The sequence below is a fragment of the Pseudomonas sp. NFACC14 genome (genome assembly GCF_900106885.1).
GTDB classification, from domain to species: Bacteria; Pseudomonadota; Gammaproteobacteria; order Pseudomonadales; family Pseudomonadaceae; genus Aquipseudomonas; species Aquipseudomonas fluorescens_AA.
In genome coordinates this window covers 222409-237753 of sequence record NZ_FNOA01000007.1, presented here as the reverse complement: position 1 = coordinate 237753, position 15345 = coordinate 222409, and the positions used below count along the sequence as shown (strand labels likewise).

Sequence of the window (15345 nt, the reverse complement as noted above, 5' to 3'; positions counted from 1 at the left end):
CGCGCATCACTTCATTGCCCGAACAATGGATTCTCCGGGCAGACCGCTGCCCTTAGCCTGACGATCACTTCCCCAAACCTACCGAGGTGTCATCATGTTCATGGGCAATCCCGCCGCGACGGCCAAGGCCGAACAACCCGCTTCACTTTCCGGCCTGATGGTCGCGTTCCTGGCGTTCTGCTGCGGCGCGGTCGTGGCCAATCTTTATTATGCTCAGCCGATTGTCGAATTGATCGCGCCGCAAATTGGCCTGTCCAGCACTAAGGCGAGCCTGATCGTGTCGCTGACGCAATTCGGCTACGCCCTGGGTTTATTGCTGCTGGTGCCATTGGCTGACCTTGCGGAGAACCGGCGCCTGGTGGTGGGCCTCACCCTCGCGTCGGGCGTCACCCTGATGTGTGCCGGGATGACGCACTCGCCGTCGATATTCCTCGTCTTGTCGCTGCTGATCGGCCTCACATCGGTAGCGGTGCAGATCCTGGTGCCCCTGGCGGCACACCTGGCGCCGGAAGCAACACGAGGCCGCGTGGTGGGCAACATCATGAGCGGCCTGTTGCTGGGCATTCTACTGTCGCGCCCGCTGTCGAGCCTGCTGGTGGACGTGTTCGGCTGGCGCGGTGTGTTCTTCAGTGCGGCGGCGCTGATGGCTGTTATCGCCCTGATCACCGCCATTGCGCTGCCGCGTCGCGTACCGACGCATCGGGCGACTTATGCCGCATTGATCGGCTCGGTGTTTGCGCTGGCCCGGCGCCATTCGGTCCTGCGCCAACGTTCGTTGTATCAGGGATTGTTGTTCGCCAGCTTCAGCCTGTTCTGGACCCTGGCGCCCATCGAGCTGATGCGCCACCACGGTTTCAGCCAGGTGCAGATCGCGATCTTTGCGCTGGTAGGCGCCGTCGGTGCCGTGGCCGCGCCCATTGCCGGACGCTTGGCCGATGCAGGTCATGGCCGTCGCGGGACACTCGTTGCGCTGCTGTTGGCTCCGGTCTCCTTGTTGATTGCTGCGCTGCCCGGCAGTGGCTACATCTGGCTTGTCGTGTGCGCGGTGCTGCTGGATTTCGCCGTGCAGCTGAACATGGTGCTGGGCCAGCGCGAGGTGTATTCCATCGACCCGCACAGCCGGGCTCGATTGAATGCCGTGTACATGACCAGCATCTTCGTCGGCGGTGCCTTGGGATCGCTGGTGGCGAGCCCGCTCTATGAGCATTTCGGCTGGAGCCTCTCTGCGATGGCGATTGCGTTGCTGCCTGCCTTGGCCCTGGTGATATTCATGAGTCGCAAGGCAGATGTCTGACCAACAGGCATCGAGGTGCGCGGCGAAGCACAGTCCTGCAAGACGGCGGGCGAACGGTCATGCACAATCAGCTCCGTTCCCTTTCGACCGGATTCCGCTGATGGACAAATTGCTGGCGTTGAAGATGTTTGTTGAAACCGTGCGTTGCGGCGGTTATTCCTCCGCGGCGCGCAAACTCGGAATCTCCACCTCTTCGGTGACACGCCAGGTGGCGGGCCTGGAAAGCGAGCTGGGCGCCAGCCTCCTTAACCGCACGACCCGCAACACCAGCGTGACCGTCGCCGGGCAAGCCTACTTTGAAAAAGCCGTGGCTATTCTGGAGGCCATCGATGAAGCCGATGCCGTGGTCGCCGACCGCGGCAGCGAGGTGCAAGGACGCCTGCGGATCAGTGTCCCCGTCGAGTTTGGCCGGCGAATCATCGCGCCACATCTGGGCCGGCTGCTCGACCGTCATCCGGGACTGGAAATCAGCGTGTCATTGAGCGATCAGGTCGGTGACCTGTTGAGCGAGCAGATCGATGTGTCCGTGCGCCTCGGCTCGTCGGTGGTCAGCGAGGACATCGTCAGCAAACGGGTAGGGGCCTTCCAGCGCTGGGTCGTCGCCAGCCCGGATTACCTGGGCCGTCACGCGGCGCTGAGTCATCCTGATGACTTGCTGGGGCACCAGTGCCTGCGCTTCGATTACGGTGGATCGCATCATCACTGGACGTTTCAGGGCGACGGGCAACCCCTTCAGCTCAACGTGCATGGCCGGTTGCAAAGCAACAACGCCGACATCTTGCGCGAGGCCGCAATCGCGGGCGGCGGGGTGACTCTCCTGGCCGACTGGCTGGTGCGCGATGACGTCGCCGCAGGTCGACTGACACGGTTGCTGGAGCATTACGAAGTCAATCCGGGCAGTGCGAGCAGCTGCATCAATGCACTGTATTTGCCCAATCATCGCGGCTCCAGCCGCATCAATGTGTTCATCGATTTTCTTGCGGAGATTCTTGCCTCTGATCGAATGGCCCAATGAGGGATATCGCCGAGATGTGTAGCGCCGGATCCTCAAATGACGTACTGAGGACCTTCATGACTGGTCGATAGCCTCTTTTTATCACCGCTGCAGAGCGACTATTGATGGGTGTTCGCTTCCTCAGCCGGATAAAACTCGCCTTCCTTGCCCATCTTTGTCAGCCGTTCGCGCGCGATCCGCTCAACGCTGGCCACTGCGGCCTGATCGTCAGGGTTGACCAACTGCAGGCACAGGCGTTGGACATTCTGATCGTGGGCGCCTTCGCTGAGCATTTCGTGGGTGAAGACTTGTGCGCCACGCCAGAGGCATAGCTGGGTATGAGTCCCGCCGAGCCATATCTCGTTGATTGATCTGAGGTCAGTGGTCGCCAGTTGATCCACGGTAATTGTCTTATCCATTGCGCTGTACCTTACCAATGATTGGTTACAGGTAGACTTACAGGCACAGCGGGTGTTCCCAACGTCGGCGGTTCAACCGCGCCAAGCCAAGGAGTGGCGAACCTCATAAAAAAGTGGACAGTATTTCCAGTAAATAAATCTACCCCCTTCATTGCCGCCCCCTTTCATTGCCAACAGACCGCTATGGTCGAAAGCGGTCAGCGGCGAACGGCAGCTAACGACCCAGAGTGTGTAAAAAGCGCGTCAGCAAATTCTCAAAGCGTGAAGAAATTCGATGGGTTTATTTTCCGAGTTTCGAACATCTGCTTTGGGTCAATTGCTACCAGCTATGACAGGCAGGAATCGGCCAGAAGCAGCCGCCTGAAGGTGTCGACGAAAATTCGGGCGACTCAGCTTTCTATTGGTTGACGCGCTTTCTTGATAAGGTCGCATTCAATGAGCCCTGTCGTTCGCCAAGGCTTTTGCGCTTTTCGTGAGTAAGGTCAGGACACTACCTTGGAGCAGGCATACCAGTCCCGTCCCGCACCTGCATCAGCGCAAATCCCAGCAGATTCAAGCCTTTCCACAGATTCGGATTGTTCGCATCCGCGCTGTCCTGTGCGAGCCCTATACCCCAGATATTATCAACCGGGCTGGCTTCGACAATAACCCGCGAACCGGTTTGTAGAAGATAATCGTTCAACTGCGGATTCTGGGAGAACTTGGCCTGGTTCGCTCGAACGACGATTTCGTATCGGTGTTGCAGCCAAACCTTATCATTGAATCCGCGCACGTTGCGGCCAAGCGCTTTGGCGGCATTTGGAGTAGGCGTGTGGAGCACCTGCGCACGAATATCCTGATCGTCGAACAAGGCCGCTTTCTCGGCCATCATGTAGTGTTCGGCTGTCGGGTAATGTTGCCCGTCGACAATGAACCCGGCCTCGAACCATTGGCTGAAGCACGAAGCCGTGACGCCAGTTTTACTACGCTGGTGCCCCCAGAAAAACGTGAAGCTCAGACATTCTCCAGAGTTGAAACGAGCGCACAGTTGTTTCAGATGTTCAGAGTCGTCCAATGACATATCCTCGCTGATTGAAGATCAAAGCTACAGCTATTGTGCTGACCGAGGCAACTACGAAGCTTGGGAGATCGAACGTCCATAGATTGAGGCATAATTGCACCTCTCCAACCTGATCAAGATCAACCGATGCCAAACACTTTGCGAACTTTGGCTTGCTTACCGATGCTTTGGGCCACATTAGCCAGTGCAACTTCGCCATGTACGGGTGATGGGTGCATTGGCGAAGCATCGGCTTCCTTTATTGCACCACTTGATTTTATGGAGGCCAAGTGCTCTTCAGTGAACCCTGGTATGCGGGAGCGATACTCTGCGGTGACCGCTCACTTCCTACAAGATGCGGATGCAAATCTCCTTAAAAAGCTGCGAGCTTCGGAATCCTACGCTCGCGTGTTCGCCGAGATTGAATCGAAGGCAAACTCCTTAAGCTCAGATGAACTTGGCAACGCTTGTGAGCAGTTTTCGAAAGGCCCGCTAGCTTCAAGCCATGATCGGTAATTCGATGAGGTTGGGACGGCCTGAGCGAATGCCATCCTCGACCGCTTCAGCGATATCGCCGGCGCGCTCGACCCTGCGCGAAGCAACCCCCAGGGAGGAGGCGAGGGCCAGGAAGTCGATGGCCGGGTCCCGGATGTCCATGCCGATGAACTGGTTCGTACCGGCACTTCGGTAGTGCGCCTGGCTACGCGCGTAATTTTTCAGAATGTTGTATTCGCCATTGTTCATGACCACAAAGGTGACGGGCAAACGCTCGTGTGCCGCTGTCCAAAGCGCTTGGGGTGAATACATCGCCGAGCCATCGCCGACCAGGCAGACCACCGGGGTGCGGTCCAGGCCAAGGGATGTACCGACAGCCGCCGGCATGCCCCAGCCGAGGATGGCGCTCCGCGTAAACAGGTACTGGCGGGCCGAATGCGAATCCAGGCAAGCACGCACATGAGCGATGGTGACCGGCGCTTCGTCGACGATCCACACGTCAGGGCCGATTGCGCGGACAGCTTCATGGGCTGCAACGAAAGGCGTTGTCACGGGCGTATGGAATTCGCGCTTCGCGCGCTCGGCCACTTCGATTCGGCGGGTACTGCGCTCGTGCGTAGCGACATTTCGCAGCGTCGCGATGGCCTGGCTGTGTGGGGCCAGTATCCGATCCAGTAACGGCAGCAACAACTGCAAGGACAGCTTGATGTCGCCTATCAATCCCAGTGCCGTTCCATGCACTCTGCCCAGTTGGTGGCCATCGCCGGTCAATTGAATGAGACGGCAATGGGGGGGAATCGCCGGGCCTTGCGAGTATTGGTAACTGATCAGCGAATGGCCGCCGAGAAGCAAGACCGCATCGAAATCAGCGAACGTTTCGCGGATATCGGTAGCCTTGGGCGACAAGGCTCCTCGCCATTGAGGATGAGCGGTGGGGAAGGGGATATGCCCGGGCCAGGATGGCCCGAAGACCGGCGCGCCGAGTGCTTCGGCGAGTCTCACCGCTTCCACTTGCGCATTCGACTGGAAGACCTCCTCCCCGACGATAATCGCCAGACGGCCGGGGGTAACCGTCGCTAAGGCGTCAGCCAACGGGGCAATCGCCGCAGTCGCCGCACCTCGTTCGATTCGCGACGGCTGGCCAGCATCGGCATCGGTGTGCTGCTCCATCACGTTGATCGGTAGCGAAAGGAAAACCGGGCCGGTCGGCCCTGTGCGGCAGTCCTGAAGCGCGCGACGCAGCAGCATCGGGATATGTTCGGGGTGCTGGATTTCCTCCGCCCATTTGACGCTCGGTCGGGCCAGGCTGACCAGATCACCATGAAGCAGCGGGTCGGTCACGCCATGGCGGGTATCCTGTTGGCCCGCGGTGATCACCAGCGGCGTGTTCGCCATCTTCGCGTTCAGGATAGCGCCCATCGCATTGCCAAGGCCTCCTGCAGTATGGAGGTTGACCAAACCGGGGCGGCCGGATGCCTGGGCATAACCGTCGGCCATCGCCACGACGGAGGCCTCCTGAAGGCCGAGCACGTAGTGAATGTCGCAGACGCCCGAGAGCGCATCGAGCAACGGCAGCTCCGTTGTTCCCGGGTTGCCGAAGACATGGCGAACGCCTTCGCTGCGCAGTACGTCTACGAGCAGGTCCGCGCCGCGTTGCCCACGGATGCTGGACGGGACACAGGGAGTTGAAGGCATGGCGCGAAACCTCACTTATTTGGAAGAGATAATTTACCCTGCTTTCGTGGCTATCGGATTGCCAAATGGCAGTGCATCACCCGTGCGGCGGCGACGCTGAAAGCCCTGGCGCCGGGTTTGATTTGAAGCCTGTCAGTGACTTAACGTCCGCCCATTCTTTCGAGCGACTGGCTTTTGCGCGGCAAATCGCTGGTACGCTTGTCCGAGGCTTTGCGAATCGCATTGCACAAGGCCCGGACGATGGGTACGTAGCTCAGCTGGCTGGGCTGGCAGGCCTGGAGCGCACCCGTTGGGTTGATCAAATGTACCGCGATGTGCCCTGGCAGCCATGAGACGAGTGGCCAGCGGGGCCGTTGGGCGATCGTCGGGCACAGATCCGCCGCCGTCACACCAAATTCAGCAGATGCCACGAATGCGACCCCCATCAGGCATGCGCCTTCAAGCTGGGCGCGTAGGCGACCGGGGTTTTCTACCGCGCCCAGGTCAGCGACAAATACCGTGTCGTGCACAATCAAGCGCCCCTCGTCGCTCAGCTCGACATCGAGTACCGCGGCCATGCAAGTCTGCGCATCGCAGTGTGCGGCGATGCCCTGGGTTCGGCGACCGGCTGAAGGCTTGCCCCAATGGCTTCTCGTGGCCGCTTCGGTGATGACGCTACGCATTCGCCGGGCATCGAAACCTGAGCGTTGCGCGGCGCTCTCGGCCCGTGTTGATACCGAGTCGATCAGGGAGAGCAGGTAGTCTTGTTGATCGAGCCTGCATGCAGGGTCCTGTGCGGCCATGAATCGCTGTTCGGCGCGCAGGCGAAGCAACAGGTCCTTACGGTCCAGGATACCGTCTGGCGATGGCCAGATGAATTGATCAAGCGCGCTGTCGTGCCCGTCAGGGTGGTTCATTTGCGTTCTCCTTCCGCCTGATGACAAGCTCCAGCAAAAAGCAACCAAGGGTGCGGAATCTCTGGTCAAGCCAGGTTCCTGCGGGAGCGGGCAGGCTCGCTCCCGCAGGTTCACGCTGGCGCCGCAGGAGCAATCCTGGTGTTACTTTAGGCGGAACGATCTGACGTCAGGGTGACAGGAGGCTGACAGGAACATGTCAGGCGATAAAGGGGGCCGGGCAGGTGATGCATACAGTTGAATCTGACCTTCTTCTTGTCGTCGGCTTGCATCACCCACCCACGTTCAAGCCACGATCTGCGCTGCTGCGCGAGCCCAAGGGGTCGCTGTTCTTGCTGGCATCGAAGGAGACAGGCTGCTGACGGTGTCGAGCCGATGAATCTGCTCGGCTGACAGTTCAACCGACAGGGCTGCGAGGTTGTCGGCCAACTGCTCGACCGAGCGCGGGCCGATGATGGGCAACGACCCGTGCGTGCCGGACCAGGCGATGGCGATTTGACCGGGGCTGACGCCCAGTTCGTTGGCGATGGCGATCACCGTGTCGAGGACCTGTGTACGCTGCTCGCTATTCTCCGCCTGGAACACCTTGCCACCGAGGCCCTCGGCGCGTCCTTTCTCGCCCTTGCGGTACTTACCGGTCAGCATGCCTCCACCGAGTGGCGACCAAGTGACGATACCCAATCCCAACGCATGTGAAGCCGGGAACAGATCAACCTCGGGCTCGCGGTGGACCAGGCTATGCTCGAATTGAGCCGCGGCGATCGGCACCGAGTGGGTGAGTTCGGCGAGGGTGACGGCGCGCGATAGCCGCCAGGCAGGAAAGTTGGAGAGGCCGGCATAAAGAATCTTGCCCGCGCGGGCGAGATCCTCGAACCCACGGACAATTTCTTCGATGGGCGTGACATTATCCGGCCAATGCACCCAGTAGAGATCGATGCGATCGGTTCCGAGTCGCTTCAGGCTCGCCTCTACCGAGGCCACCATGGCTTTACGACTATTGCCGGTGACGAGGCGATCGGCATTGGGCTGCGCGCCTTGGGTGTACTTGGTCGCCAGGACGAAACGCTCGCGTCGGCCCTTCAGCAGGGTCCCGAGCAGTTCCTCGGATTGTCCGAACTGGTAGATATCGGCCCCATCGATGAAGTTGCCGCCGGCCTCCGCGTAGGCGTTAAAGATTGCCGTACTGACATCGGGATCCGCGCCGTAGCCCCAGCCTGTGCCAAAGTTGCCTGTCCCGAGCACGACTTGGGACACATTCAGTCCTGTTTTGCCGAAAGATGCATATTTCATGTTTTCACCATTGATCAAGTCGGAACGATATTGTCAGACAGTGTCGGCGCAAAGGCCTGGGCGTCGCAGTGTTTCGCGGGTAACGGGTGTGCCAGGATCGGTCTCAGCCTTGGCCATGAGAGGTCCCCTGTTTGGCTGCGGGATGATCGAAGATCAGGCAGGTGGTCGTCGCGTGCGCATACAGTTTGCCGTCGGGGCCAATGATCCGGCCCTCGGCCGTCGCCACTGTACGCCCCGCATGAATGACCTTGCCCTCGGCACGCACCAACGGGACCTGGTCATTCAGAGGGCGTACCATGTTGACCTTCAGTTCCAGCGTGGTGTAGCCCTTGCCTGCGGGCAAGGTCGAGTGCACGGCACAACCTACTGCCGAGTCGAGCAGCGTAGCGAACCATCCGCCATGGACGGTGCCCAGTGGGTTGTAGTGCCTGCGCTGTGGGCGACCTTGGAAAACGGCAATGCCGGGCTCCATGTGGATCGGCACGAAATCGAGCGTGTCGCCGATGGGGGGGGGAGGCAGTTCTCCAGCAAAGATTGCTTCGAACACTTGCATGCCTGTTCGACCGGCGATCTGATCCTGCAGCGCGGTGTCGGCGACCAGCAAGCGCGCACGAACCGATTTTTCCTCCGCCTCCCAGTGAGCAACGACCTGATCGACTTCCATCGGCGTTTCCTTCTCTCCAGATAATTGCATATGCAAATATTGCAGGTACAATATACCCCATGAAAAATACTATCAAGCCACAGGGCTGTACCAATCTGAAACTCCGCCAGCTCAATCGCATGGTGACGCGTCACTACGACCGCTACGTCGCCGAGTCCGGCCTGAAGAACACGCAGTACGCATTGTTGTCGCATGTGGTCAGGCTGGGGCCTATTCGGCCGAGTGATCTGGCCAGGCAAATGCAGATGGATAATTCGACCTTGACTCGAAACATGCAGTCCCTGACCGCTCAGGGGTGGCTGGAGATTGGTGCAGGAGGCGATGCCCGCAGTCGCCTTGTCGAAGCGACCGAGGCTGGATGCGTAAAGCAAGCCGAAGGCCAGCGGGCCTGGAAGGAGGCACAGCGCGCACTCAATGGTCTACTCGGCGTGGAGCGCGTGGCGGTATTGCACGAATTGCTCGACGCATGCATTGCGAGCCTTGATGACGATCTTGATGAGGCCCCATCAGAATGACTCGCCAGCCGCTTCGCAACGCATGACGTGGGTGGGAAACCAGCGTGCTTGACGGATATCCCATCTCGAGTGTCGGGAGCAAATCACACCGAGTTCAAACCCTCATGAATTTTCTGATTCTCTCGCCGCACTGATCGGCTCGGATCATCCCAGGCGCCGCATCCAGTTTGACCAGGCCGTCCTCCATGAAAACTACCCTGTCGGAAATTGACATGGCGAAGTCCATTTCATGGGTCACGATCAACATGGTCATGCCTTCTTTTGCCAGGTCGCTGATCACCTTGAGTACATCGCCGACCAGTTCCGGGTCAAGGGCTGAAGTAGGCTCATCGAACAGCATGATGTGGGGATCCATCGCCAATGCGCGGGCGATTGCCACGCGTTGTTGCTGGCCGCCCGACAACTGATGCGGATACTTTTGCGCGTGGGCCAGCAGCCCGACCTTGTCCAGCAGGGCGTAGGCGCGCTGCTCGCTGATGGACTTGTCACGGCTGTGATAGCGCGGCGCGAGGGTGACGTTGTCGAGGATGGTGCGATGGGGAAACAGGTTGAAGCTCTGAAACACCATGCCGATGCGCTGCACCCCGTGGCGTACCTGTTGCGTGTTGGTGTTGTCACCGGCGTGGATATAACTTTCGCCGAATAGAATGATCTCGCCCTGGTCGATGCTTTCCAAGGCGTTGACGGTCCGAATCAGCGAGGTTTTTCCCGATCCCGACGGACCGATAATGGAAATCACCTGGCCCACGTTGACCTCAAGGTTGATGCCCTTGAGCACGGCGTGCTGGCCGTAGCGCTTGTGAATGTTCACCAGTCGCAGGGCGGGTGCCGAGCCAGGCCCCGGCGCTGTACGAGCGTCTGCCGGAGAAGGCGCCGCCCGTGACGCGCGTAGACGCCGCAGGCTGATATCATCCAGCGTTTGTGGTTTGCGGTTGTTGAGCTCCAGGTGTTGCTCCAGCCAATGAAACAGCCAGCCGAGCACGGTCACGATCAGCACGTAATACACCGCCACAGCCGACAGGGTTTCCATGACCAGGAAGTTTTGCGCGTAAAGGCGCTGGCCCACGGTCAGCAGTTCGGTCAAGGAAATCACCGAGACCAGCGAGGTCAGTTTCACCACAGTGATGTATTCGTTGATCAGTGTCGGCAGGGAAATGCGGAATGCCTGTGGGATCACGATCAGGCGCTGCAGGCCGATCAGGCCGATGCCCAGTGCGCGGCCGGCTTCTTTCTGGCCTTTGGCAACGGATATCAAGCCGCCCCGATGAATTTCCGCCATGTACGCCGCCTCGGTGACCACCAGTGCCAACAGGCCGGAATAGAAGGGGTTGGACAGTACGCCACGGGTGACCGGGAACATCTGCGGCAGGTTATAGACGAACACCACCAGCACGAGCAGCGGCACGCTGCGAAAGAACCAGATATAAACCGACGCCGGCATGCTGACCCAACGCGTGGCCGAAAGCTTGGCCGACGCCAGCAGGAAGCCCAGCAGCATGCCGATGAACCAGGCCAGCGTGCTGAGTTCCACCACCGTAATGCAGGCTTTCCAGAAGTCCGAGACCGAAAACAGAGAAAAGAAGTAGGGCCATTCAAATTGCATGTGTACCTCCAACTGCTGGCGTCGACGGAGGCTTCACCTATGCCGGGCAGTCAAGCGAACGCCGCCGACTGTGGGAGCGGCCTCGCTCCCACAGGGCTGCACTGAGTCAGTTAGTCGGTTCTTCCAGGTTGTACTTCTTCAACAGGGCGGCGTATTCACCCGACGCTTTCGTCGCATCAAAGGCCTTGAGCAGCGCCTGGTAGAGCGCGTCGTTGTCCTTTTTGACGTAGATACCCAGCGTCTGTTGATAGATCGAGTGCTCGGTGCTGATCACGACCCGGCCTTTGGTGCGTTCTGCGATCATGCCGGCGGCGCCGTCGATCTCCACCTGAGCCTGCACGTTGCCGGAGAGCAGCGCTTGGGTCACTTCAGGGGCGGACGGAAATTCGCTGACCATGATCGCGCCCTTGTTGTTCGGGACGCAGTAATCGGTCGAGAGTTTGTTGAATTGCGTCACCCAAGTGGTGCCTTTTTCCAGGCCGATTTTCAGGCCGCAGAGGTCTTCCGGTACTTTCGGTTTCAGCGGGCTGTCCTTCAGCACCATGATCGCTGCGCCGGTCTTGGCGTATGCGATGGTTTGCGCTTGGGTCTGCCGTTCGGGCGTGATGTACATGCCCGAGATGATCGCGTCATAGTGACCGGCGTTCAGGCTCAGCAGCAGGTTGGAAAATTTGGTGTCAACGAAGTCGGCCTTGAGGTCCAGATGTTTGGCAAGCAATCGCGCCAGTTCGGGGTCGGAGCCGACGACATTCTTTTGTTCGTCGTATGACTCGAAGGGCGGATAGGTGATTTCCATGCCGACCTTGAGGACGCCGGGTGTCACCGTCGTGGCTGCGTGGGCACCTGCCGCACCGAGGATCGCGAAGGCCAGCAGGGACAAGCGGACAGCGATATTCATTGGATTGCGCATCATCGGTGACTCCACGTCGAAAAAGTAGGATTGGACTGGTTTTGAAGCAGGGTTGTTTTGGAACGGGTCGGGGGTTGCATCAGGACGCTTCCTGCGTCTGGTTCTTCAAGTGACCGAAGCTCGATGGCTTGCGCGCGCGCTCGTACAGTTTGAGTTCGCCGCGTTCGACCTTGCGGCGCAGGTATTGATAGGTTTGCAACGCTTGGCCAAACATGTGCTCACCGATGGTGATTTCCTCGTAATCCTTACCACCTTCAAGAAACTGCGGCAGTGGCTTGATTTGCGTATGGAAATCGCACGCATAGAAGAGTGGGAACGAGTAGCGCTCTTCGCTGACGGTTCGCACTCGGTGAGCCGTCGCGACGAATGTGCCTGCGGTCATGACCTCCAGCATGTCGCCGATGTTGACCACAAAAGTACCGTCCATGGGCGGCGCATCAATCCATTGCCCCTGATCGTTCATCACCTCGAGGCCTGGCTTGTCGGCAAGCAAAATGGTGAAGCATTCGTAGTCGGTATGCGCACCAATGCCGGGCGCGTCTTGAGCCGCCAGGTCAAATGGGTAGTGGATCAGGCGCAGCTTCGACGGTGGGCGAGTCACCATTGCCTCGAAATAGTCCTCCTCCAGGCCCAAAGCGAGGGCGAAGCCCTTGAACAAGCGCCGACCTAATGCAAACACCGCGGCGTAGTAGGCTTCGACGGCGGGACGGAAACCCGGCAGGTCCGGCCATTCGTTGGCCCCGATCAGTGGTGTGCCGGCAATCACCAGCGGATCGTCTTCGCTCACTTCGAAACCGATATCGAAAGCTTCCTTGTGATCCGGTTTGCCTTTGGCATAGACCTCTTCACCTTCAGGCACAAAACCCTTGTGGCTGCGCGAGGTACCGATGTAATGCTGCATTTTGTACTCAAGCGATTGTGCGAACAGGTCCTTCGCCGCTTGACGCAATCCGTCGATCAGTGACGACTCGATGCCGTGGTTCTTGATGTACAGGAAACCGACCGCGCGGGCGGCGTTACCCAGTTCTGCGGCCACTGCCTGGCGCTGGGTGAGGTCGTCGCTGTACAGCCCGGCGATATCCACCACCGGAATGCGATTGAAGTTGGCGGCCGTGGGCGTTTTGTCAGGCATGAGGGAGCACTCCTTATCGGGTTGAGGTGCAGGCGAAACGCCGAAAATGCTCGCGCTCGGTGTTTGCCATCCACACGTTCAGCGACCACAGATCAGCCACCGGCACGTTGGTGAAGGGCAGGTGATGCAGATAGCCGTCGGCGCCGAACTCCGGTGTCAGCGTGCTGACCTGATACCCGCGTTTTTCCTGGGAGCGCCAGATGGCCTCCCAATGTTGTTGATGGAAGGCAAGTGCCTGGCTGTACTCGGGGGCGGCGGGGTGGGGAACCTGCGGTCCCTGGTCATAACCGACTCGGGCCTGGATATGGTGAACACGCTCGACGAAAGCGCTGAGGTCGTCTTCCGGATCGTTGAGCAGGCGCTCGCAGGTGACGATCCAATGACTGATGTCGCTGGTGAAGCGCAGGTCGGGCAGTTGACGAATCAACTCGAGGGTGACCCAGGGGTTGAATAACGAGCGAGCGCGATGGGTCTCGAAGGCGCACACCTGGCCATGCTTGCGCGCGAGGTCCATCGCTCGGCCAAAGAAGTCGACTTGCTGTGCCAGTGGCCAGCGGTCGTTGCCAGCTAGCAGATTGATGAAGCGCGGCGCCAACTCAGCCGCCCAGCCGAGTTTCTTGTCGAGGTCCAGAAGGTGTTCGTCGACGGTTGCCGACTGTTCCGGCAGAACGTCGTAGGCGCTGAAGACGGTGCTGATATAGCTGACTTTGTTGATGCGTAGAAAGGCTGCGAACTCGGCACGTTCACTGGCGGTCATGGGCAGGCGGGCTTCCATGCCATCGAACCCGGCTTCAAGCAGCTCGTCGAGCGCTTGTGCCTTGCTCGCGGTGTAGCCCCACAACGTTCGGAATATTTCCAACTTCATCGATCTGCTCCAAAGGTTCCTTCGCATGATTGACACGGCGACGTTGCGGCGCGAACCGAAACGCACAACGAACGGCAGTGACAATCAGAAAAAGCAATCTTCGGGCCGCATCTCTATGGAAAGGCTCCTTTGTTGCCGTCAATAGTAGGGAGGGGCGGTTGGCGGGAAGAATAGGGAAGCGCAAAAAGATAGTTCAGAGATTTCTAAACTATTGATCACTGGTTGCGGCCGTGATCGACAGTTATCGATCCGGTGCTTTGGAACCTGGCGCGTTGACCACGCCGCCGAGGCATCTTGCAGCAAGGATGCCGTTCCATGAATTACTTCCGCACCACCGCCACCCGACGCCCGCTCATGAAACACAGCAGCCCACCCATCGCAGTCAAGGCGCTCAAGGCATAGAACATCGTCGGTGCCGGGGTTTGTATCAGCAGGTACCCGCAGATCACCGGGCTCAGGGCGCCGCCGAGGGCGGCCAGGTTTTGGGCGCCGTAGTAGCTGCCGCGCAGTTCTTCCGGGGCCAGGGTATCGACGAAGAGAAATTCGGCCGGGTAGATGATCATTTCACCGAGCGTGAAAATGAACATCGCCACGCACCAACTCAGCATGTCGTCCGCCAGGCTGAATCCGATCAGGCCAAGAATGAACAGGCTGGTGCCCGCAGCGATCCAGTAGCGCAGCTTCTCGCGATCGAGGAACCGGCCGATCTGGTATTGCAGCAGGATGACAGTGATGGCGTTGCAGGCGAGCAGGGCGGCCATGATCTCCAGTGCACGCTTGGGGTCGTGGGTGACCAGCAGGTATTGCGACAGATACAGCGTGAAACGCCCGTGCACCACGGTGCTGAGCAGGCAGCCGCAGGTGAACATGATCAGGGTACGGTCGTTTTTCAGGGTCTTCAGGGTCTTGAGAAAACTGGGCGGTGGGCCCATGGCCGCTGTCGGCGTTCCATCGCCGGGGATTCCCGTCATCAGAAAGATGCTGGAGAACGCGATGCCTGCGGCGATCAGGAATGGCGCGATCGGGTAGACCCCCGCAATCACCACGCCGAGCATGGGGCCGGTGGCGTAGCCGATGTTGGTCAGGGTGTAGCGCAGGGAAAACGCTTTGGCGCGCTGGCCGATGGGCAGGTTTTCGCTGAGGATCGCTTTGGAACCGATCAGAAACAGGGCCGACGCGGTCTCGGTGATCACCACGGTCAGGGTGGTCAGGTAGAGGTTTTCGGCAAAGGTCAGCAGGACGAAACCCACGGCGCTGGAGAGCATCGCCAGGATCAGCAGCCGGCGCTTTTCCAGGCGATCGATGATGTAGCCGCCGTACAAGGCCAGCAGGGTGGCGATGAACACCGCGATGCCCAGCAGCAAGCCGACATCTTGTTGATTGAGGCCCAGCTTGTTGCTCAGGAACAGCGTGAGCAATGGGCTGGTAATGGCGCGGCTGACCACGATGGTCAGCGAAACGATCATCAAACGTCGAATAACGAGAGAGTAAGTGGCCACGGGGGGCAAATGTCCTTATTCAGATTGTTGGCGTACAC

Annotated in this window: 14 protein-coding genes; 3 read left to right on the top strand and 11 right to left on the bottom strand. The window is 59.4% G+C overall.

Features of this window, described 5'->3' with window-relative positions:
• Window positions 1–94: 94 nt before the first annotated feature.
• Both BLU85_RS13810 and BLU85_RS13805 read left to right on the top strand, forming a co-directional pair.
• The gene (locus BLU85_RS13810; protein ID WP_092202907.1) at window positions 95–1294 is read left to right on the top strand and encodes an MFS transporter; all 1200 of its coding nucleotides are present in this window, start codon (window positions 95–97) and stop codon (window positions 1292–1294) included.
• 100 nt (window positions 1295–1394) lie between these two features.
• Complete coding sequence (locus tag BLU85_RS13805; RefSeq protein ID WP_092202909.1) at window positions 1395–2309, top strand: LysR family transcriptional regulator; 915 nt, start codon at window positions 1395–1397, stop codon at window positions 2307–2309.
• 98 nt (window positions 2310–2407) lie between these two features.
• Here BLU85_RS13805 and BLU85_RS13800 read toward each other — a convergent pair whose 3' ends face one another.
• From BLU85_RS13800 to BLU85_RS13775, 6 genes are all read right to left on the bottom strand, one after another.
• Window positions 2408–2707 (bottom strand): hypothetical protein, encoded by a 300-nt coding sequence (locus BLU85_RS13800; RefSeq protein ID WP_092202911.1) that lies wholly within the window; start codon window positions 2705–2707, stop codon window positions 2408–2410.
• Window positions 2708–3197: 490 nt separating this feature from the next.
• Window positions 3198–3761, bottom strand: coding sequence for an NADAR family protein (locus BLU85_RS13795; RefSeq protein ID WP_092202913.1), 564 nt, complete (start codon window positions 3759–3761; stop codon window positions 3198–3200).
• 483 nt (window positions 3762–4244) lie between these two features.
• On the bottom strand, window positions 4245–5936 hold the full coding sequence (locus BLU85_RS13790) for a thiamine pyrophosphate-binding protein (RefSeq protein WP_092202915.1): 1692 nt from the start codon (window positions 5934–5936) through the stop codon (window positions 4245–4247).
• 140 nt (window positions 5937–6076) lie between these two features.
• Window positions 6077–6832 (bottom strand): aldehyde dehydrogenase, encoded by a 756-nt coding sequence (locus BLU85_RS13785; RefSeq protein WP_092202917.1) that lies wholly within the window; start codon window positions 6830–6832, stop codon window positions 6077–6079.
• Between the two features lie 282 nt (window positions 6833–7114).
• Window positions 7115–8119 carry an aldo/keto reductase gene (locus tag BLU85_RS13780; RefSeq protein WP_092202919.1) on the bottom strand — a complete coding sequence of 335 codons (1005 nt, stop codon included), beginning with the start codon at window positions 8117–8119 and terminating at the stop codon, window positions 7115–7117.
• 103 nt (window positions 8120–8222) lie between these two features.
• Window positions 8223–8783, bottom strand: a complete 561-nt coding sequence (locus BLU85_RS13775) for a PaaI family thioesterase (RefSeq protein ID WP_092202921.1) — start codon at window positions 8781–8783, stop codon at window positions 8223–8225.
• 59 nt (window positions 8784–8842) lie between these two features.
• Here BLU85_RS13775 and BLU85_RS13770 point away from each other — a divergent pair, with 59 nt between their 5' ends.
• The gene (locus tag BLU85_RS13770; protein ID WP_092202923.1) at window positions 8843–9298 is read left to right on the top strand and encodes a MarR family winged helix-turn-helix transcriptional regulator; all 456 of its coding nucleotides are present in this window, start codon (window positions 8843–8845) and stop codon (window positions 9296–9298) included.
• Window positions 9299–9392: 94 nt separating this feature from the next.
• Here BLU85_RS13770 and BLU85_RS31560 read toward each other — a convergent pair whose 3' ends face one another.
• The 5 genes from BLU85_RS31560 to BLU85_RS13745 all read right to left on the bottom strand — a co-directional run bounded on the left by BLU85_RS31560 (window position 9393) and on the right by BLU85_RS13745 (window position 15307).
• Window positions 9393–10901, bottom strand: coding sequence for an amino acid ABC transporter permease/ATP-binding protein (locus BLU85_RS31560; protein ID WP_092202925.1), 1509 nt, complete (start codon window positions 10899–10901; stop codon window positions 9393–9395).
• Window positions 10902–11007: 106 nt separating this feature from the next.
• A complete protein-coding gene (locus BLU85_RS13760; RefSeq protein WP_092203059.1) occupies window positions 11008–11811 on the bottom strand; it encodes an ABC transporter substrate-binding protein in 804 nt (267 codons plus the stop codon).
• 79 nt (window positions 11812–11890) lie between these two features.
• Entirely contained in the window at window positions 11891–12943 is a 1053-nt protein-coding gene (locus tag BLU85_RS13755) for an isopenicillin N synthase family dioxygenase (RefSeq protein WP_092202927.1), read from the bottom strand.
• A 13-nt stretch (window positions 12944–12956) separates the two neighbouring features.
• A complete protein-coding gene (locus BLU85_RS13750; protein ID WP_092202929.1) occupies window positions 12957–13808 on the bottom strand; it encodes a sugar phosphate isomerase/epimerase family protein in 852 nt (283 codons plus the stop codon).
• 320 nt (window positions 13809–14128) lie between these two features.
• A complete protein-coding gene (locus tag BLU85_RS13745; RefSeq protein ID WP_092202931.1) occupies window positions 14129–15307 on the bottom strand; it encodes an MFS transporter in 1179 nt (392 codons plus the stop codon).
• Window positions 15308–15345 lie beyond the last annotated feature (38 nt).

Excerpts from the sequence above, each read along its gene's own strand:
- BLU85_RS13790 (WP_092202915.1), bottom strand. The coding sequence starts at position 5,936 with ATGCCTTCAACTCCCTGTGTCCCGTCCAGCATCCGTGGGCAACGCGGC.
- BLU85_RS13810 (WP_092202907.1), top strand. The coding sequence starts at position 95 with ATGTTCATGGGCAATCCCGCCGCGACGGCCAAGGCCGAACAACCCGCT.
- BLU85_RS13770 (WP_092202923.1), top strand. The coding sequence starts at position 8,843 with ATGAAAAATACTATCAAGCCACAGGGCTGTACCAATCTGAAACTCCGC.
- BLU85_RS13775 (WP_092202921.1), bottom strand. The coding sequence starts at position 8,783 with ATGGAAGTCGATCAGGTCGTTGCTCACTGGGAGGCGGAGGAAAAATCG.
- BLU85_RS13805 (WP_092202909.1), top strand. The coding sequence starts at position 1,395 with ATGGACAAATTGCTGGCGTTGAAGATGTTTGTTGAAACCGTGCGTTGC.
- BLU85_RS13760 (WP_092203059.1), bottom strand. The coding sequence starts at position 11,811 with ATGCGCAATCCAATGAATATCGCTGTCCGCTTGTCCCTGCTGGCCTTC.
- BLU85_RS13800 (WP_092202911.1), bottom strand. The coding sequence starts at position 2,707 with ATGGATAAGACAATTACCGTGGATCAACTGGCGACCACTGACCTCAGA.
- BLU85_RS13780 (WP_092202919.1), bottom strand. The coding sequence starts at position 8,119 with ATGAAATATGCATCTTTCGGCAAAACAGGACTGAATGTGTCCCAAGTC.
- BLU85_RS13755 (WP_092202927.1), bottom strand. The coding sequence starts at position 12,943 with ATGCCTGACAAAACGCCCACGGCCGCCAACTTCAATCGCATTCCGGTG.
- BLU85_RS13750 (WP_092202929.1), bottom strand. The coding sequence starts at position 13,808 with ATGAAGTTGGAAATATTCCGAACGTTGTGGGGCTACACCGCGAGCAAG.
- BLU85_RS13785 (WP_092202917.1), bottom strand. The coding sequence starts at position 6,832 with ATGAACCACCCTGACGGGCACGACAGCGCGCTTGATCAATTCATCTGG.
- BLU85_RS31560 (WP_092202925.1), bottom strand. The coding sequence starts at position 10,901 with ATGCAATTTGAATGGCCCTACTTCTTTTCTCTGTTTTCGGTCTCGGAC.